The sequence below is a fragment of the Gordonia paraffinivorans NBRC 108238 genome (assembly GCF_000344155.1).
Lineage (GTDB): Bacteria > Actinomycetota > Actinomycetes > Mycobacteriales > Mycobacteriaceae > Gordonia > Gordonia paraffinivorans.
The window spans coordinates 62,406-81,822 of sequence record NZ_BAOQ01000012.1; the positions used below are offsets into that span (position 1 = coordinate 62,406).

General features: G+C 69.9%; 16 protein-coding genes and 1 pseudogene. 9 read left to right on the forward strand and 8 right to left on the reverse strand.

Features of this window, described 5'->3' with window-relative positions; translation table 11 throughout:
* Positions 1 to 144: 144 nt before the first annotated feature.
* From GP2_RS06540 to GP2_RS06575, 8 genes and pseudogenes are all read right to left on the reverse strand, one after another.
* The gene (locus GP2_RS06540; protein ID WP_006899693.1) at positions 145 to 1,674 is read right to left on the reverse strand and encodes a PH domain-containing protein; all 1,530 of its coding nucleotides are present in this window, start codon (positions 1,672 to 1,674) and stop codon (positions 145 to 147) included.
* Entirely contained in the window at positions 1,661 to 2,194 is a 534-nt protein-coding gene (locus tag GP2_RS06545) for a PH domain-containing protein (RefSeq protein ID WP_040526547.1), read from the reverse strand. The genes GP2_RS06540 and GP2_RS06545 overlap by 14 nt, the downstream gene beginning before the upstream one ends.
* Before the next feature lie 58 nt (positions 2,195 to 2,252).
* Complete coding sequence (locus tag GP2_RS06550) at positions 2,253 to 3,014, reverse strand: SDR family NAD(P)-dependent oxidoreductase (protein ID WP_006899695.1); 762 nt, start codon at positions 3,012 to 3,014, stop codon at positions 2,253 to 2,255.
* A 63-nt stretch (positions 3,015 to 3,077) separates the two neighbouring features.
* On the reverse strand, positions 3,078 to 4,853 hold the full coding sequence (locus GP2_RS06555; RefSeq protein ID WP_006899696.1) for an acyl-CoA dehydrogenase: 1,776 nt from the start codon (positions 4,851 to 4,853) through the stop codon (positions 3,078 to 3,080).
* A 384-nt stretch (positions 4,854 to 5,237) separates the two neighbouring features.
* A pseudogene (locus GP2_RS06560) lies at positions 5,238 to 6,390 on the reverse strand (helix-turn-helix transcriptional regulator).
* A gap of 51 nt (positions 6,391 to 6,441) precedes the next feature.
* A complete protein-coding gene (locus GP2_RS06565) occupies positions 6,442 to 7,812 on the reverse strand; it encodes an FAD-binding oxidoreductase (RefSeq protein ID WP_006899698.1) in 1,371 nt (456 codons plus the stop codon).
* A gap of 142 nt (positions 7,813 to 7,954) precedes the next feature.
* A complete protein-coding gene (acmB, locus tag GP2_RS06570; protein ID WP_006899699.1) occupies positions 7,955 to 9,166 on the reverse strand; it encodes a methyl acetate hydrolase AcmB in 1,212 nt (403 codons plus the stop codon).
* Between the two features lie 70 nt (positions 9,167 to 9,236).
* Positions 9,237 to 10,430: a pyridoxal phosphate-dependent aminotransferase gene (locus GP2_RS06575; RefSeq protein ID WP_040526549.1), complete on the reverse strand. Its 1,194-nt coding sequence runs from the start codon at positions 10,428 to 10,430 to the stop codon at positions 9,237 to 9,239.
* 90 nt (positions 10,431 to 10,520) lie between these two features.
* On the opposite strand from GP2_RS06575, the gene GP2_RS06580 reads away from it, so the two are divergent.
* From GP2_RS06580 to malQ, 9 genes are all read left to right on the forward strand, one after another.
* Entirely contained in the window at positions 10,521 to 10,994 is a 474-nt protein-coding gene (locus GP2_RS06580; protein WP_040526551.1) for an NUDIX hydrolase, read from the forward strand.
* Positions 10,995 to 11,082: 88 nt separating this feature from the next.
* Positions 11,083 to 11,283 carry a hypothetical protein gene (locus GP2_RS06585; protein ID WP_006899702.1) on the forward strand — a complete coding sequence of 67 codons (201 nt, stop codon included), beginning with the start codon at positions 11,083 to 11,085 and terminating at the stop codon, positions 11,281 to 11,283.
* A gap of 101 nt (positions 11,284 to 11,384) precedes the next feature.
* Positions 11,385 to 12,758, forward strand: coding sequence for an oxygenase MpaB family protein (locus GP2_RS06590; protein ID WP_006899703.1), 1,374 nt, complete (start codon positions 11,385 to 11,387; stop codon positions 12,756 to 12,758).
* A gap of 160 nt (positions 12,759 to 12,918) precedes the next feature.
* Positions 12,919 to 13,785 carry a ParA family protein gene (locus GP2_RS06595; protein WP_006899704.1) on the forward strand — a complete coding sequence of 289 codons (867 nt, stop codon included), beginning with the start codon at positions 12,919 to 12,921 and terminating at the stop codon, positions 13,783 to 13,785.
* A gap of 178 nt (positions 13,786 to 13,963) precedes the next feature.
* Entirely contained in the window at positions 13,964 to 14,476 is a 513-nt protein-coding gene (locus GP2_RS06600; protein WP_006899705.1) for a lipoprotein LpqH, read from the forward strand.
* Between the two features lie 258 nt (positions 14,477 to 14,734).
* Positions 14,735 to 15,007 (forward strand): GlsB/YeaQ/YmgE family stress response membrane protein, encoded by a 273-nt coding sequence (locus GP2_RS06605; protein WP_006899706.1) that lies wholly within the window; start codon positions 14,735 to 14,737, stop codon positions 15,005 to 15,007.
* 158 nt (positions 15,008 to 15,165) lie between these two features.
* On the forward strand, positions 15,166 to 15,819 hold the full coding sequence (locus tag GP2_RS06610; RefSeq protein ID WP_006899707.1) for an SDR family oxidoreductase: 654 nt from the start codon (positions 15,166 to 15,168) through the stop codon (positions 15,817 to 15,819).
* Between the two features lie 4 nt (positions 15,820 to 15,823).
* Positions 15,824 to 17,206, forward strand: a complete 1,383-nt coding sequence (locus tag GP2_RS06615; protein WP_006899708.1) for an FAD-binding oxidoreductase — start codon at positions 15,824 to 15,826, stop codon at positions 17,204 to 17,206.
* Between the two features lie 77 nt (positions 17,207 to 17,283).
* A complete protein-coding gene (gene malQ / locus GP2_RS06620) occupies positions 17,284 to 19,416 on the forward strand; it encodes a 4-alpha-glucanotransferase (RefSeq protein WP_006899709.1) in 2,133 nt (710 codons plus the stop codon).
* Position 19,417: the final 1 nt, after the last annotated feature.

A 19,417-nucleotide genomic window follows, 5' to 3' on the forward strand; every position in this document is an offset into this window, starting at 1 on the left:
GACTCCTCGAGGTCTAACACAGCCGCGGACGGCGTGGGACGGAATTCGGCGAACGTCTCGGTCGGTCGTCCAGGTGCTCGACAGTGCCGGCCGCTCCTCACGGGGAGTGCTCGTCGGTGGCGCAGGCCGGGTGGCCGGCAGGACTCAGCGCGCCAGGAACGGGGCCACCCACTCCGGCGTGACCTCGGCGGGGATCGCCGCGGCCGTGGTCTCGTCCACGTCGACGATCGAGTAGTGCTCGGCGCCGGCGGCCGTCGCGACGATCAGCGTGCACACCCCTGCGCGACGCTGGAACAGCGAGGACCTGCTCGCCCAGCCGACCACGCCGTCGCGGTCGACGACGATCCGCCGGCGCGCGACGGTGGGCGGGGCGATGACCACCGACCGCGCGGTCACGCGGTGCCCGAGGTGCCGGGCGCGGACGACGCCGAGAGTCGTCGACGCGGCAAGCGCGAGTGCACCCGCCGCGATCCAGCCGAGGGGAATGGCGCCGGCGACGGCCGGGACAGCGATCGCTGCGAACACGACGAGGCCGGAGAGGAATCCGCGATTGAGTCGTCGGACGAACGCCGCACGGCCGTGGGCGGTGAGCGGGGCGGTCAGTTCGGCCTGCTCGTGCGTGACCAGTCCGGCCACGCGCATCGCCTCGTCGCGCGGGGCGGGCGGGAGCAGCAACGGGTGCTTGTGCGCGCCGATGGCGATCGCGCGCAGGCGGGCACCTCGCAGCGGTCGCATCAGGATCGGCTCGGAGAGATCGGATCCGCGAATCCGGTTCTCGTCGAAGCTGATGGCATTGGTGGTGAGGAGTCCGCGCTCGGTGCGCAACGTGCCGTCGGGATGTCGCGTGAGCCGGAAATCCCAGTAGCTCAACAGGTAACCGATGGCCGACAGCACCGCGCCGACGACGATCACGGCGACCACGCCGACGGTGGCGACGAGCGCGAGCGGCATCTCGCGCACGGTGTCGTACGCGTCGTGGACGACACCCGCGGTCCGGTCGAACAATCCTGCCTCGTTGGCGATCTGTGCGGCGGCGCCGCCGATCGCCGCCGCGACCGCGAGGCCTCCAACCGAGAACGGCGAGAAGCGCAGCCAACTCATCTGGAACCGCGTCAGCATCTCCGGGTGCGCGACCGGGTGTGCCGGCGAGCCGTCCGTGGCATCCGCGGCGGCCGCCGCGCCGGAGGTCGCGGTCGGCATGAGTTCGTCGTGCAGCGCCCGGGCCTCGGCGAGCGTCACGGCGCGCAATTTCACCTGCGACGACTGGTCGTCGCCGCCGGTGCCGATCGTGACCTTCTGCAGGTTGAGGATCCGGTGCACCAGGGAGGCGGTCAGGTCGACGCTGCGGATGCGGTCGCGCCGGGCGGTGGCGACCTTCTTGTTCAGGAGTCCGCTGCGGACTCGGACGTGTTCGTCGGTCACCTGGTAGAAGGTCGTCAGCCAGGGGATCGCCGCTGCCGGCGGCACGATGAGGACGGTGGCGATCAGGATGAGCAGCGGCGCGGACCGGCCGGCGAAGACCACTGCGATGAGCACCGGGACCAGCGACGGGAGCGCCTCGACGAGGCCCACCGCCATCATCCACGGCGACAGCCGATGCCACTCGTCGGGCGCGTCGATGTGCAGCCGAGCGGGAGGCGGCGGCGCAGGCGGGACCGGGTCAGGTCGCGTCATCGGTGAACGCCTGGGTGCGGATGGTCAGGTCGGAGGCGGTGGTGCGCGCCAGCTCGGCGTCGAGGCCGGCGATGTGGATCGTGCCGGCCGACGATGCGGTCGTCACGGTGAGCTTCGCCAGACCCAGCAGTTGTTCGAGCGGACCCGCCTCGGTGTCGACGACCTGGATGCGGGCGATCGGGATGATCACCCGGTGCCGGACGAACCAACCGGTCTGCGAGTACACCGCGTCGTCGCTCACCTCCCAGCGGTGGAACCGGTACCGCCACAACGGGACAACCGTGGCGTAGAAGGCGGTGAGCAGCGCGAGCACGACCGTGGCGGAGGTGGCGACCGCGCGGGCCTCGGGGGCGACCACCGCGACCGCGATGGCCGCGATGGTCGCCGGGATGCCGAAGATCAGCGGCGGCAGCCGCCAGAGCGTCCTGGCCCGAGGGTCGACCTGGTTGACCGGTTCCCGGAGGGTCGGGTGCACCGCGTTCGCCGGGTCGGTGTGATGTGGGGCAGATGCGGGGTCCATTGCGGTCAGTCTAGGGTGCACGACCCACGCATCGTTCGTTTTGCGAACGGAGTCGGCGTCAGGTCAGGGTCACGCCGCCGTCGACGGCGATCGTCTGGCCGGTGACGTATCCGGAGGCGGCCGACGAAAGCCAGATCGCGGTGGCGGCGAGCTCCTCGCCGTGGCCGGTGCGCCCGAGCACCACTCGCGGCATCTGCGAGTCGAGGTATCCGGGCTTGTAGTGGTCGGTCATCTCGGTCTCGAAGAAGCCCGGCGCGATCGCGTTGACGCGGATGCCCTTGCGCGCGCCCCACTGCTGGGCGAGGTCGCGGGTCAGGCCGATGACGCCGGCCTTGCTGGCGGCGTACGCGGCCTGCGGGAGCCCGGCGGTGGTGATGCCGAGGATCGAGGAGATGTTGACGATCGCCGATCCGGGCTGCATCACCCGGCCGCACGCCTGTGCCATCCAGTACGAGCCGTTGAGGTTGATGTCGATGACCTCCCGGAACTGTTCGGGCGTCTCCTTCGTCGCGGGGTAGGCGGTGCCGATGCCGGCGTTGTTGATCAGCACGTCGACCTTGCCGAAGGTCTCCATCGCCGAATCGACCACGCGCCGGCACTGCTCGGGATCGGCGACGTCGGCCGGTACGGCGAGTGCCTTGCGCCCCAACGCCTCGACGGCGGCGGCGGTGTCGGCGAGCTTCTCCACGCGGCGCGCGGCGAGCACCACGTCGGCGCCGGCCTCGGCGAAGCCCTTCGCGAACGAGACACCGAGTCCCGACGAGGCGCCGGTCACGATGACCACCTTGCCGGTCGTGTCGAACAGATCCATCACGGACATCATCGTCTCCCTTACAGCGTGTTCGGGCGCGGCCCACCGTGGGCCGCGCCGGGGTCGGGGGTGTCAGAACCAGGACGGTTCGACGTCGAGGGTGGTGCGGTCCAGTGCGGCGAGCAGGTCGAGCTGTGGGCCGGTCTTCGGTAGCTCGTACCGGAAGAAGTACTGCGCCGCAGCGCGTTTGCCGTCGTAGAAGTCTCCGGACCGGCCGTGGGCGGCCAGCACCTGTTCCAGCCAGATCCAGGCGATGACGATGTGGCCGGCGGTCTCGAGGTAGATCGTGGCGTTGGCCAGGGCGAGCTTCGGGTCATCGCACGACCAGATGTGCGCGGTCACCTTGCCGAGCCGGTCGACGGCGGACTGCAGGGCCTCGGCGTACCCGGCGGCCTCGGGCACCTCGCGTGCCCGGTCGACGGTCGCGCCGATTCTCTCGGCGAGCAGCGTCAGCGCGGCCCCGCCCTGCATGGTGACCTTGCGGCCCAGCAGGTCGAGGCCGTGGATGCCGTGTGCCCCTTCGTGGATCGGGTTGAGGCGGTTGTCGCGGTAGTACTGCTCGACGTCGAACTCGCGGGTGTAGCCGTAGCCGCCGTGCACCTGGATGGCGAGGCTGTTGGCCTCCAGGCACCACTGCGACGGCCAGCTCTTGGCGATCGGCGTGAGCAGCTCGAGCAGCAGGTTGATGCGGTCGCGCTCCTCGTCGGAGGCGGTCGCGGCCTCGTCGACGAGCTTGCTGCAGTACAGCCCGAAGGCGAGTGCGCCTTCCACGTAGGCCTTCTGCGCCAGCAACATCCGGCGCACGTCGGCGTGCTCGATGATCGGGACCGGCTTCGTGGACGGGTCCTTCTGGTCGACGGGGCGCCCCTGGGTGCGCACCTTCGCGTATTCCAGCGATGCCTGGTACCCGGCGTATCCGAGTGCGGTGGCGAGGAACCCGACGCCGATGCGGGACTCGTTCATCATGTGGAACATGTAGGACAGGCCCCGGTGCTCCTCGCCGACGAGGAAGCCGACCGCGCCCGGTTCCGCCGCGGGGGAGAAGGTGCCGTCGCCGAAGTTCAGCAGGCAGTTGGTGGTGGCCCGGTTGCCCATCTTGTGGTTGAGGCCGACGAGCGCGACGTCGTTGCGGGTGCCGTCGGGCAGGAACTTGGGCACGATGAACAGCGAGATGCCCTTGACTCCGGGGCCTCCGCCGGGGGTCTTCGCCAGCACCAGGTGCACGATGTTCTCGGTCAGTTCGTGATCGCCCGCCGAGATCCACATCTTGGTCCCGGTGATCCGGTACGTGCCGTCGCCGGCCTTGACGGCCTTGGTGGTGATGTCGGCCAGCGACGACCCGGCCTGGGGCTCCGACAGGCACATCGTGCCCGAGTAGCGGCCCTCGACCAGCGGCCGCACCCAGGTGTCGATCTGCTCGGGGGTGCCGTACTCGGCGAGGAGGTTCGCGTTGCCGACGGTGAGGAAGCCGTACGACGACATCGCGGCGTTGGCGGCCTGGAACCACACCGACGAGGCCTGTCGGATCACCGTGGGGAGCGCCATCCCGCCGAGCTCTTCGTCGAACGACGCGGCGATCAGGCCGGCCTTGCGGAACTCCTCGAGTCCGGCGACGACCTCGTCGGGCAGGACGACCTTGCCGTCGTCGCCGATGTAGGGCTCGTGGGCGTCGCCGATCTTGTTGGCCGGGGCGAAGCATTTCATGGCGAGGTCGGCGCTCAGCTCGAGGACGGCGTCGAAGGTGTCGCGCGAGTGGGAGGCGAACCGCTCACGCGAGGTCAGCGATTCGACATCGAGCCATTCATACAGCAGGAACTCGAGGTCCCGGCGGGACATGGGTGTGGCCATCGCACTTCCTCGTGATCGGACCGACGCTTGCCGTGTGCCCGGTACGGCACTCCCACGATGCTATACCGATCGTTCGCTCGGTGGTGAGTCCGGTCATCGTGGGCGGGCGGAGGGTTGCGCTCCGCAATCTGACAACACACGTTACCTCCATCACACCTTGCCACGTTTCCTTGTAGAGGTGCGCGGGGATGTGTTGGACTACTGACGATTCACGATCGTGAATAACTTCGGTTATGTCGTGAATACCCACGGGAGGATCGGGAACGGTGCCATGCGGCGGGGGTGGCATCGTCCCGAGCCCGCCCCGATTTCGAGTCCCGGTCTGCTGAGCCCGGCCTTTCCGGCCTCTGGTCGTCGAACCCCGGGTCCCGGATCGTCGAGGTGTCACTCTTCCGACGCGAACCAGCCCGACGGCGTCAACGTGTCCCCGAGGCGGTTCGCGTACTGGTCGAAGTACACGCGCGCGATGAGCTCCCGGCGACTCCGCACACCGGCCTTGTCGAAAATCGACTTGAGGTGGTCCTGCACGGTGTAGGCCGAAACGTGCAGTGCGGCGGCGATGTCCTTCGTCGCGACGTTCTGCAACACCATCTGGGTCACGTCCCGCTCTCGCGTGGTGAGTCCGAAGGCCTCGACCACCAGAGGGATGATCTCGGGCGGTCGCGCCTCCTCGATGGTCACCACCACCTCGCCCACCCGTCCGTCGGCAGACGACAGCGGGGAGGCGTTGATCACCAGCCACATCCCGGACTTTCCGCGTACCCGTAGGCGGGGCGGGACATCGGTCTCGCCGGCGCCGTAGCGTCGGGCGGCGCCGATCAGCCCGAAGACGGGATTGACTGCCGAGGCGCTGTTGGGGCCGGCCGCGAGGTCGTCGATCCGTTCCTCGCTGCCCGCCGACATCTGCACGATCTCGTTGTCCCGGTCGATGATGAGGACCGCGGGGCCGTGCATGACCGAGGTTCCGGGTTCGGTGACGACGGGCTCGGTGACGACGGAGCTGAGCAGGCCGATCCGGACCCCGTGCGCGAGCGTGCGGGACAGGGAGGCCAGGAAGCCGATCTCGTCCTCGTCGAACGGGCGGCAGCCCGCGCCGCTGCGGAACATCGCGATCCCGGCCCACAGCCGATCGCCGTCGCGGATCGACAGGCGGGCCTCGTCGTGGAAGCAGTACTCCGGAATCATCAACTGCGACATGCGTTCCGACCGCTTGACCTGTCCTCGGGTGAGGAGGTTCATGCCGACCGCGTCGCACTTGCGCGACGCCAGCTCCCGATAGCTCGACGGTTCGCAGCCGCCGTACTCGAGGAGCCCGAAGTCCGGGTCTCGCTCGTCCTGGCCGAGCAGGTCGCCGTACTTGCGCGCAGAGGAGCATCTGCGTCTTCGCGTCGAAGGTCGCCACACACGCCGCGTCGACGGGGACCGCCCGTCGCAGCGACTCGACCGTCTGGGCGAAGAACTCGTCGAGACCGAGACCCGCGTGCGCCACGACTTCCACGTCGCGGCGCACGCGCTCGGTCGTCAGACTCGACACCATTGCCCAATCATGGTCCTGAGCTGCGCCGATGTCTATCCCATAATGTTGGGGTCATCTACTCGCCAGTACCCCCGCCGGGTCGTGCCGGCGGCGGATCGTCTCCAGTCGCAGCCGCTCGTCGGGTCCCCACAGGCCGGCGCGGTCGGCGGCGCGGAGCCCGCAGAAGTTCAGCAGCGCGCCGCACCGCCACGGCGCCAGTGCGTCGAGGACCGCCTGCAGGCGCGGACCCACCTGGTCGGCGAGCGGTCGGGCCGGCACTCCGATCGCGATCACGGAATAGGCGCCGTGGCGTCCGGCGACCGCGTTCGGCACGCGCTGCGGCCGTCGCAGACGTCCCCCCCAGCAACCGCACCTCGACGATGGCCGGCGGGCTCGGCACCTGCGGTCCGGCCACCTCGAGCAGCGCCTCGACGGCCGCGGCCGGGAACTCGCCGAGCAGGACGCCGCGTTCGACGCTGGGCATCGGGCCGGCCGGGTCCATGTGCACCGCGTCCAGGGCGGCGGTCGGCAGGATGTCGACGTTCTCCAGCAGGATCGGCCCGGCCGAACGCATCGGCGCGAGAAGGGCGGCCGCCGCGGCGGGGTCTCCGGTGTGCGTGTACCGGACGTGGACGGCGAGCTGTCCCTGCAGGGGCGCGGGCAGATCGGGATCCGGTGGGAGGCGGAGGGCGGAGACCGAGGTGCCCGCCTCCTCCGGAAGGGTCGGCGCCCACTCGCGCCACGCGTGCAGCACGTCCCGTGCCGCCGAACCGGCGAAGAAGATGCCGCCGCCGTAGACGGTGGGTGGTCGAACAGCTCGAACTCGATGGCGGTGACGATCCCGAAACCGTCGCGCCCTCCGAGGATCGCCCAGAACAGGTCCGAGCCGGCCGACGCGTCGACGCTGCGGACGACGCCGTCCGCGGTCACCAGCTCGATGGAGCGGACATGGTCTGCGGCCCAACCGAACCGGCGCCCGAGCGGGCTCAGCCCGCCGCCGAGCGTGTAGCCGACGACGCCGACCGACGAGGACGAGCCGACGACCCCGGTCAGCCCGTGCGGCGTCGTCGCGGCGACGACGTCGCGCCAGCGCACGCCGGCACCGACACGCGCGGTCCGCGCGACCGGGTCGACGGTGATCGAGTTCAACCGCGAGGTGGTGACGACGACGGTGCCCCTGCCCTCGATCGGCAGGCCGTGTCCGGTGGCCCGGGCCCCCACGCGGAATCCGTTCGCGCGGGCATATCGCACGGCGAGGGCGACATCGTGGGCGTTCGTCGCGCCGACGACCAGGTCGGCCGCCGGTGCGGCGATCAGGTTGAAGCCGCCCAGCTCCGTGGCGTACCCCTCATCGGTCGGGGTGAGGACGGGGCCGGAGACCTCGGACATGAGCGTGCCGAGGGAGATGTGGTCGGTGGGTTGGGATGTGATCGTTGTGTTCATGTCCCCCAGAATCCGTGGGGTCCATGCCTTTCGACCATCCCGCGACGGCGGGGAGAATCCCGGCGGCGGTTCTGGGATCAGGGGTTCCCCAGAAGTCTGGGATGTCACACGGCCGTGGGGATTCCGTGCGCCGGGTGCGGCGTCAGACGCTCAGCGCGCGGTACACCGCGGACTCGAAATCCAGATAGCCCTCCACCGAGGCCGGGTCGAAGAAGGGGAGGACCTGGGTCGCCCAGAACCCGCCGATCTTGTTCAGCGGGTCGAGCCAGTAGTAGAGGTTCGCGAGACCGGCCCACGACTGGGAACCGGCCGGGCGTCCGGTGGGGGCGTCGGAGTCGTTGATCATGAAGGCGTACGACCACGACTTCGTCATGCCGGGGAAGAACTCGGCGTCGTTGGTCAGGCGGGGATCGAGTCCGGGGAGCCGGTGGATCCTCAGGTCGCCGAGATGGTTGCGCATCGCCATCGCGACCGTCTCGGGGGAGAGGATGCGCTCGCCGGAATCGGATCGGCCGTCGGCCAACCACATCCGTATGAACCGCAGGTAGTCTCCGACGGTCGAGTGCAGGCCCTGCCCGCCCATCTGGACCTCCGGGGCGGCGGGCGGTTCCCGCCAGGGTTCGGCGACGAGGTCGTCGCCCCGGCGGTGGTGCATGGTCACGTGCCGGTGGCGGGTGGACTCCGTGTGATGGAAACCGGTGTCGGACATGCCGAGTGGGGCGAACACCCGGTCGTGCATCTCCTCGCCGAGTCGCCGGCCGGTGACGCCCTCGATCACCTGGCCGACCCAGTCGATGTTCGAGCCGTACTCCCACCGCGTGCCCGGATCGAACAGCAGGGGCGTCCGCAGGGCGGCCATGGTCGCGGTGGAGATCGACGGCTGTCGGTGCTCGGTCTCGAGCCGACGGTAGGTCTCGTTGAAGAACGAGTAACCGAAACCCGCTGTGTGAGTGAGCAGATGGTGGGTGGTGATCGGCGACGCGGGCGGGCGGGAACAGGGGGTGCCGTCGGCGTCGAAGCCGGTGATCACCTGCAGGTCCCCGATCGCCGGGGCGTACTCGCTCGCCGGCGCGTGCAGGTCGAGTTCCCCTCTCTCGACGAGTTGCAGCGCGACGGTCGCGGTGATGGCCTTGGAGGTGGAGAACAGGGCGAACACGGAGTCGGTGGTCATCGGGGAGCCGTCGTCGGTCGACCGCACCCCCACGGCGTCGAGGTGGACGGTGCGGCGGTCGGTCGTGACGCCGGCGACCACGCCGGGGATGCGCGGCGTGCGGCCGAGGAGACCGCGCAGGGCCCGGCCCGCCTCCTGCTCGATGCGCTCGGGGTCGACGGTGTCGAGATCTGCCGTGCTCATGCGCGTCTCCCGCGTCCGAGGAGTGTTCCGCACCACACTGTATCGGCCGGATGGCGAGGTCACCGGCCGTTCAGGCGGGGCGGAGCGACTCCACGAACCCGCCGAGGCGGTCGACGGCGGTGGCCAGGTCCTCGGTCGAGGCCGCGTAGGACAGCCGCACGAACCGCTCCGCCCCGGCCACGCCGAAGTCCTTGCCCGGTGTCAGCGCCACGTGGGCCTCGTGCAGGGCCCGCTCGCAGAACTCCGACGCGGTCAACCCGGTGGAGCCGACGTCGATGTAGACGTAGAACGCGCCGTCGGGCACCACCGGCACGTCGAGCCCGATGCGCGCGAGCCCGTCGATGACCAACCCGCGCCGCCGTGCGAACTCGCGCCGGTTGCCCTCGGCGACGGCCAGGGACTCGGGGGTGAAACAGGCCAGCGCCGCGTACTGCGACGGGGTGGGCGGGCAGACGTAGAAGTTCTGCGCCAGTCGCTCGAGGACGCCCACGAGCTCGTCGGGCACGATGCACCAACCCAGACGCCAGCCGGTCATGCCGAAGTACTTCGAGAAGCTGTTGATCACGACCGTCTCGGCGGCGCCGGGGGAGTCGGTCGCCAGGATGCTGCGCGGAGGCCGCCCGTCGGGACCGGGATCGGACAACCCGAGATAGATCTCGTCGACGATGGACCAGCCGCCGCGCGCGGCGACGAGGTCGGTCATCGCGACCAGCTCGTCGTAGGGCACCGACGTGCCCGTGGGGTTCGACGGCGTCGCGACGATGACGCCGCGGGTGGTCTCGGTCCACGCCGCGGCGACGGCCTCGGTGGTCAGCTGGAAGCGGGTCGCGGCGGTTGTCGGCAGCAACGTGACGTCGGCGCCGAAGGCGTGGGCGAACTGCCGATTGCACGGGTACGACGGATCGCCGATCAGCACGCCGTCGCCGGGATCGACGAGGGCCGCGCACGACAGCAGCAGCGCGGCCGACGCCCCGGACGTGACCGCGACCCGCCTCGGGTCCACGTCGGCGCCGAAGTGGTCGCGGTAGAACCCGGCGATGGCCGAACGCAGTTCGGGAAGGCCCAGCGCGCCGGTGTAGGCGAGCGGCCGGCCGTCGCTCACCTGGCGTGCGGCAGCGAGGACCTCCGGCGGCGCCCCGAAGTCGGGTTCGCCGATGTTGAGCTTGACGATGTGATGGCCCTGCGCCTCCAGCTCGGCGGCGTCCCTGGCGAATTCCATCGCGTAGAACGGCGCGATCTGCTCGGCTCGGCGGGAGATCCTCATGGAGGACATTCTGCGCGTCGGGCCGCCGGACACGGCGTCCGCATCGCCGCTTCCGGTGCTGCCGGGGAAGGCGGCGGGGAGGATGTGGGGGTGCCCGTTCCCGAATTCATCCGCGAGTTGCGTGCCCAGGTCGGTCATCGTGAGCTCTGGCTGTCCGGTGTCAGCGTTGTCGTCCTCGACGCAGGCGGTCGCGTCCTGCTGACCCGGCGCGTCGACAACGGCCGGTGGGCCGTGGTGTCGGGGGTGCTCGAACCCGGCGAGGAACCGGCCCGGGCCGCGGTGCGCGAGGTGGCCGAGGAGACCGCGGTGACCGTCGACATCGTGCGGTTGACCAGCGTCGACGTGACCCCGGTGATCACCTATCCGAACGGGGACCGGGCGCGATATCTCGACGTGTGCTTCCTGGCCCACCACGTCGCCGGAGACCCCCGCGCCGCCGACGACGAGAACTCCGACGTCGCCTGGTTCGCCCCGGACTCCCTGCCCGACGAGCTCACCGACACCTCCCGGCTTCGGATCTCCAAGGCCCTCGAGGGTGGTCCGCAGGCCTGGTTCCGACGCTAGGGGTCGAGGTCAGGGAAGCCCCTGAACTTCGCCTCATATTCGTGCTGACCTGTGGATTTCCGGTTTCCGGCGGCGGAGACTCGGTGTCATGAACACAACGACGAACTCATCGAACACCTTCTGGAAGATCCTCGGCGTCGTCGCCGTCGTGCTGATCGCTCTCGCGGTTGTCGGCCCGTTGCTCAAGGGGCTCTTCTGGATCGCTCTGATCGGCCTGGCGCTCTACGGCGGCTGGGTGCTGCTGTTCCGTTCCAAGTCGAAGGACAACCATCCGACTCCGCTCCAGTGATCGGTCGAACTCGGGCGGGAACTGCCAAATCGCGTCCCAAACGGAGGCGAAATAGGTAACCTAGATCACCTGGTTATCTCATCGACCGCAGGGGAGTTGTCGTGACGACCGTCATCGACGAACTCGATCCGCTCGCTCCGCCGGCCGATCCGGGCGCCCCGGTCGACCCGGTCCTCGGGCGACCGCTCCGGCCGGCCCCTCCCGGGCGGCCGAGGTTCAACCCGGAGTGGACCCCGGCGAGACGCCGACTGCTCGACGGCTGGGTCGACGTGCAGGACCGGCTGCCCGAGACGGGTGGGATCGTCGCGCGAGCCAAGGACCACGTGTGGGTCGGGGACCCGGAGATGGACGCGGTCGTGCAGATGTTCCGACGACTGCCGCCGCGGAAGGGGCGCGAGATGTTCGAGCGCGCACTGAACTTCGGCCTGGACACCATCGAGGATCCGCCCCACGAGCTCGTGGCGCTCTTCGGGCACATCGACACCCCGCCGGCATGGATCACCAAGGACCGCGTCGACCGCGGTGCGATCGTGGCGAACAGCGTCACCCCGGCGGGCAAGGCGTCGCTGATCTTCCTCAACACCCTGGCGACGGTCCAGGGCGGGTCGGTGGGGTCCGCCGTCGGCACCATGGGCCGCATGCAGCGCGACATGATCAACCGGTCGCTGGAGTCGGCGGAGTTCTGGGTGCACCTGCCGGCCCCCGGCGCGCTGAACCGCTTCGGGGTCGCGTTCAAGAACGCCGTCCGCGTCCGGCTCATGCACGCACACGCGCGGGTCATGCTCCGCAAGAAGTGGGGCGAGGAGTGGGTGGCCGAACACGGAGTGCCGATCTCCAATGCCGAGATGTCCGGCGGCATACCGTCATTCGGTGTCGCCAACCTCATGTACGACATCAACTACGGTCGTCGCTACGAGTATCGGGACCTCGAGGACCTCAACATCTTCTGGTCGTACATCGGCCACCTCCTGGGTATCCGCGAGGCGATGATCCCGCGCACCTTCGGTGAGGCCGTCGAGCTGCTCGACTACGGCTACGCGGTGATGGAACCGCCGTCAGAGTACGCCGATGCGCTCAACGACCTCTCGGAGATGATGCTCGAGACGCTGATGGACAAGGTGCACGTCCCGGTCGTCGATGCCCGGGTGAAATCGGCGATCCACCAGGCCCTGCACGGGCTGTACTTCTTCATCGGAGGTCAGGTCCTCGGCCGGCGCATCACCGGAACGCCCGAGCCGACGTGGATCGGCCGCCTGGCCCCGAAGCTCGTCACCGCGCAGGTGCACCTCGCCAACCTCGACCGGCGCGTCCCCGGCTACTGGAAGCGGGCCGACCGACGCCGTGCCCGGGGCGACACCTACTGGGCCGTCATGCACGCCGCGTTCACCCGCCTGGCCGCGGAGAAGGACGGCGGACGCGGCCCCACGTTCGCCGGTCACGACCGTCGCGTCGAGGCGCTGGGCAGGGCCGGCTGACCGGTCGTCCGGCTCGTGCGCGCGCAGGCGCGGGTCGTCGTCGGATACCGGCTCGCGCCGCACGCGGTGCCCGGCATTGGGCGACATCGCAGGTGAGGGCACCTGACCTCGGTTAACCTGATCGCCGAGTGGCACGAGGAGACCAGAGCCGAGGACGCACATGCCGACGGTGATCGCGACCATCAGCCTCAAGGGCGGTGTCGGCAAGACCACGCTCACCGCAGGCCTCGCCGACTTCCTGGCCGGGGTCTTCGGCAAGAAGGTGTTGCTGATCGACCTCGACGCGCAGACCAGCCTCACCACGATGATGATCGGGGAGCAGCGCTGGGAGGCGCTCAACCGGCGGGGACACACCGTCGCCCCGCTCTTCGCCGACGTGCTCGACGGCACACGGCGGTTCGACCTCGAGCGCACGGTCTGCCGTGACGTCTCCGCGACGGACGGGCTCACGGGAATCGACCTCGTCCCCTCGTCGCTGGATCTCATCGACCTGCAGGAGGAGCTGAGCGCCCGCCGGGTGGCGCTCGACGACCATCTGGCGGCGGTGGAGGTGCTGCGTCGGGCGTTGGCACCGATCCTGTCCCGCTACGACTACGTGCTCATCGACTGCCCGCCGAACGTCGGGCCGTTCAGCCTCAATGGGCTGGCCATGGCGGACGGATATCTCATCCCGACGATCCCGGACGTGCTGTCCACCTATGCGATCCCGCACGTTCAGCGGCAGGTCGCCGACTTCTCCGACGAGATCGGTCGTCGCATCGTCGAACTCGGCGTCGTGATCACCAAGTACCGGGCGTCGTCGACGCTGCACCGGGACACCGTGCACCGGCTCCGCCGCGACCCGACGATCCAGAACATCCTGCCTGCCTACATCCACGAGTCCAATGCCGTCGGCGCCGCCGCAGAGTACGGTTGCCGGCCGAGTCTGCGTGCGAAATACGGCTATCACGGCCACTACGAACAGTTCCGGGACCTGACCCGGGCGGTGATGATCGAGGCGGACGCCAAGTTGGCGCCGGCCGGTTGAGACGCGGATCCGGCCGAACCGGAACTCAAGTCGCGATTCCGAACCGGCCGTTTCGCGGGTACTCGGCCCGTCGGCAGCGGGGGCTCCCTTCGAATCTGGGTCAAAGTGCGTGCTCAACGGGCTATTTTCGACCTAGTTCGCCGCCCGGCGGGCGTTCACATCTCCCAGGGAGTCCCTCATGAACAAGGTGCAGATCGCCTCGATTCTCGGCGCGGCGGCGCTGGCCGCGACCCTTCCCGCCTGTGGCTCAGACGATTCGGGTGACTCCGGATCGTCGAGCGGGGCGGCGGTGACGGTCGAGTCCGGGTCGTTGACCGCGACGGCGAAGTCCGACGACTCCGGGTCGTCGAGCGAGGCGACGGTGAAGGTCGACGACAAGGAGGTCGATCTCGGCGACAAGACCGTCGCATGTGCCGAGGTCGCGGGCAAGGTGAACATCGGGGTCGGCGCCGGGACGTCGGGCGTGGGTGCCGTCGTGTCCACCGGTGACGACCCGCAGGTCGAATCCGTCGGACTCGGTTCCGTGGACGGGGTGACCCTCGGATACCAGCGAGGCGTCGGCGAGGGCAGCGCCGAGGTCGACAAGGACGGCAAGACCTACACGATCAAGGGAGAGGCCACGGGCGTCAACATGTCCGACCCGACGAAGATGGTCAAGAAGAGCTACGAGATCAAGGTGACCTGTCCGTAGATCCGTCCCGGGACCCGGCCGCCTCCTGAGCGGCCGCCATCGCGGGTTTGTTGCAGCTCACCGGTGATCTGCTCCGGACGCGTCCCGCGGCCGGAGGTCTCGGTACGGCCTCCGCAGAGGTCTCGAAGCGGACACGGATCTCCATGCGCATGTTTGGCTCCACGGCGCGTGGGTAACTCCGGTCATGTCGCGAATCGCACCATCTGTCCGACCCGGGCGATTCGCACGCTTCAGACTCAAGGCACTAGGAGGCACACAATGCTGGGAATCGGCATCATCGCATGGATCATCATCGGCGGACTCGCAGGCTGGATCGCCTCCAAGATCATGAAGACCGATGCGCAGCAGGGAATTCTGCTCAACATCGTCGTCGGCGTGATCGGCGGCGTGATCGGCGGCTTCCTGCTGAAAGTCTTCGGCGTCGACGTGGAGGGCGCCGGCTGGATCTTCAGCTTCATCACCTGCCTGGTGGGAGCCTGCATCCTGCTGGCCATCGTCAAGGCCGTCACCGGACGTCGCACTCGCGTCTGACACCCCGACGCCCCGCCCCGGCACGTTCGCGCACCGCGTTCGTGCCGGGGCGTTGTCGTGCCAAGGCGTCGACGAACCGGGGCGACGTGGCCTCGGCGTGAGTACGTTGGGACAGGCGCCCACGAGTCCACAAGCGAGCAACCGAAAGTGAGCAGTCAATGACCCGAGTGGCCATCATCGGAGGACACGGCAAGATCGCGTTGAAGCTGGCGAGGATCCTGACCGATCGGGGGGATCAGGTGACCTCGATCATCCGCAACCCCGAGCATGTGCGCGATGTCGCGGAGACGGGCGCGGAACCGGTCGTCGCCGACGTGGAGACCCTCGACGTCGCAGGGATCGCCACCGCGATCGCCGACCACGACGCAGTGGTCTGGTCGGCCGGCGCGGGAGGCGGGAACCCGACGCGGACCTACGCGGTCGACCGGGACGCCGCCATCCGCTCCATCGACGCCGCGGCGAAGGTCGGCGTCCGCCGCTACGTCATGGTGTCGTACTTCGGTGCGGGACCCGATCACGGAGTCCCCGAGGACAACTCGTTCTACGCCTATGCGGAGGCCAAGGCGGCGGCCGACTCCCACCTCAAGGCGAGCGATCTCGACTGGACGATCCTCGGCCCGAGTCGGCTCACCGACGAACCCGGCTCCGGCAGGATCTCCGTGGGCGGCTCGCGGACCGCGGGTGACGAGGTGAGCCGCGACAACGTGGCCGCCGTCGCCGCGGAGGTCCTGGCCAGGCCCGAGACCGTGCACAAGGTCATCGAGTTCAACGACGGAGACACCCCGATCCCCGATGCGGTCGCCCGGGCCTGACGCGATGAGGGCGGCCGACACCCTGCAGGCGTCCCTGCGCGAGGTCGTCGGGGACGCGAACGTCCTGACCGATCCCGATGCGATGGCGGGCTTCCTCGTCGACTGGACCGGCGCATACCGGGGCGAGGCGGACGCCGTCGTGCGACCCCGGACCACCGACGAGGTGTCCGCGGTCGTCCGCATCTGCTCCGGCGCCGGGGCGCGGATCTGCGTGCAGGGCGGCAACACCGGACTGGTCGGCGGGTCGGTGCCGCCGGCGCGGCGTGATCCGGAACGCCCGACGATCCTGCTGTCGACGTCCCGCATGACCGACATCGACGAGGTCGACGTGATCGGCCGCTGCGTCGGAGCCCAGGCGGGCGCGACCGTCGCCGCGATCGACGCGCGCGCCGCGCAGGCCGGTCTGGCGTTCCCGATCGATCTCGCATCGCGCGAGTCGGCCACCGCCGGCGGGGTGGTCTCGACCAACGCCGGGGGGACGCGCATGATCCGGCGCGGCAACACCCGCTCACAGGTCCTCGGCATCGAGGCCGTCCTCGCCGACGGCCGGGTCCTGCGCCGATGGACGTCGCTGATCAAGGACAACGTCGGGTATGACCTCCCGGGCCTGCTCGCGGGCAGCGAGGGCACTCTCGCCGTGGTGACGCGCGTGCTCTTCCGGCTGGTGGTGCCGCCTGCGTCGGCGGTGGTCGCCGTGGCCGCGGTCGACCACGTGCAGACCGCGATCGACCTGATCGGCGCCGCGTCGTCGCAGGGACTCACCGTCGAGGCCGCCGAACTCATGACCGAGGCCGGGATCGCGCTCGTCCACGAGCACGGGCAGCGGCACCCCACCGCGAGTCGGGCGCCCTTCTACGTCCTGCTCGAGGTCTGCGGGCCGGGCGACATCGAGGCCGCCACCGCGGAACTGCTCTCCGGCACCGACGGACTCGCCGATGCCGTGCTCGAGCCGGCGCCGGCCCGGGCGCTGTGGGGCGCCCGCGAGAGCCACACCGAGTCCATCGCGCGGTCGTCGGCGACACCGGTGGTCAAGCTCGACATCTCGGTCCCGATCCGCGCCCTGCCCGAGGCGTTCGCGGATCTCGCCGGGGTGGGGGACTCCGGAGACTTCGACTGCCGTCCGGTTCTCTTCGGACATGTCGGCGACGGCAACATCCACGTCAATCTCCTCGACGTCCCCGTCGAACGCGCCGGCGACGTCACCGACACGGTGTTCGGGATCGTCTCGGCGCACGGCGGTTCCATCAGCGCCGAGCACGGCATCGGACGGGCGAAGGCGCGATGGACCCATCTCGGTCGGTCCGACGTCGACCTGGACGCGATGCGGGCGATCAAGTCGGCGCTCGACCCGCAGTGGCTGCTGAACCCGGGGGTCATCTTCGGGTAGGGGTCGTCGGGTGCGGCCGGGCGGACACATGCACGGCGGACCCGGCCGAATCCTGAGACCATGGCGAGGTGGCTGACGTGAACCCCGACCGCTTGACCGACCTGGCACGTCGTTGCGGTGTGGCCACCGATCACGTGGGCTGGGACGAGGAGCGGCACGAGGCGAGCCCGGAGACGCTGGTGGCCGTCCTCGACGCGCTCGGTGTCGCGGCGGATTCGCCCGAGGCGATCGAGGAGTCGATCCGGCAGATCGACGAACGACCCTGGCGCGAGTTCGTTCCCGCCGTCACCGTCGTGACCGAGGGGACGGGCAACACCTTCTGCGTCCACGTCCCGCACGGGAATCCGGTGACGGTGACGATCGTCGCCGAGGACGGGCGCATCATCGCGCCCGAACAGCTCGACGTGTGGGTCGACCCGCGGGAGGTCGACGGGCGACTCGTCGGTCGCGCGACCTTCGCGGTTCCGGACTCCCTCGAACCCGGCTACCACCGCATCCACGCCGTCGATCTCGCCGCCTCGGCATCGGGCGAGGCGCCGCTGATCGTCACCCCGCGCCGGCTGCACACCGCCGACCGGCTCCTCGGCGGGCAGCGGTGGGGGCTGGCGGTGCAGCTGTACTCGATCCGGTCGGCGGACTCGTGGGGAGTCGGCGATCTCGCGGACCTGACGGGGATCTGCGAGGCGGCCGGTGCCACGTTCGGGGCCGACTTCGTCCAGGTCAACCCCCTGCACGCGGCGCAACCGCAGCCGCCGATCGAGGCCTCGCCGTACCTGCCGGTCACCCGGCGCTTCCTCAACCCGCTCTACATCCGCGTGACCGACATCCCCGAGTACGAGGGACTGACCAAGTCGCAGCGCAAGTGGGCGCGGAAGGTCGCGCGCGGCTTCCTGGCGGAGAACACCGCCGCCGACAGAATCCGGCGCAACAAGGCCTACCGCGCGAAGATGGAGGCCCTGGAACTGATCTACGGGGTGCCCCTCAGCCGCGAACGCAAGGCCGCGTTGCGCGCATTCCGGCAACGAGAGGGCAAGGGCCTCAAGAGGTTCGCGACCTGGTGCGCGCTCGCCGAGCGGTACGACGCCGACGACCCGCGCTGGCAGGGCAAGTTCCTCGACCCGGCATACGTGAAGAAGAAGCGGCGCAAGCTCTCCCGCCGGATCGACTTCTACATCTGGCTGCAGTGGATCTGCGATCAGCAACTCGCCGCCGCCGCGCACGCGGCCTCGTCGTCGGGGATGTCGATCGGCGTCATGGTCGACCTCGCCGTCGGCGTCGGCCGGCACAGCGCCGACGCCTGGGCGCTCGGCGACGTCCTCGCCACCGGGGTGTCGGTCGGCGCGCCGCCCGACGGCTTCAACCAGCAGGGTCAGAACTGGGACCAGCCGCCCTGGCATCCGCGCAGGCTCGCCGAGGCGGGTTACACGCCCTACCGCGACATGCTCCGCACCGTGCTGCGGCACGCCGGCGGGGTGCGGGTCGACCACATCCTCGGCCTGTTCCGACTCTGGTGGATACCCGACGGGATGAGCGCCGCGCAGGGCGCCTACGTCGACTACGACAGCGAGGCGCTCATCGGGATCCTCGCGCTCGAGGCACAACGGGCCGACGCGGTCGTCGTCGGCGAGGACCTCGGCGTCTTCGAACCGACGGTGCAGGACACGTTGCGCGAGCGCGGAATCCTCGGAACCTCGATCCTCTGGTTCGAGCAGGACCGCGACGGAGCCGTCCCGCCCGAGCGCTACCGCGAACTCTGCCTGACCTCGGTGACGACCCACGATCTCCCGCCGACCGTCGGTTACCTCGCCGGCGACCACGTCGCCCTGCGTGCCCGGCTCGGCATCCTCGAGACGAGCGAGGAGGCCGAACGCGAACGCGTCGAGCGCGAGCGCGATGCCGTGCTCGACCTCGCCCACGAGCGCGGACTGCTCCCGCGGGACACCCCGCTCGCCGCGCCGGAGGTCGTCGACGCGCTGTACGCGCTCATCGCCCGCAGCCCGTCGGTGCTGCTGAGCGTCGCCCTCGTGGATGCGGTGGGCGAGCGGCGGATTCAGAACCAACCGGGCACGAACGCGAGGCAGTACCCGAACTGGTGCATCCCGCTGGCCGACGCCGACGGTGAGGTGGTCCTCGTCGAGGACCTGGTCAGCAGCGCCCGGTTCCGCGCGCTGGCGGAAACCCTCGCCGCCGCAGGGGTGCCGCGGACCTGAG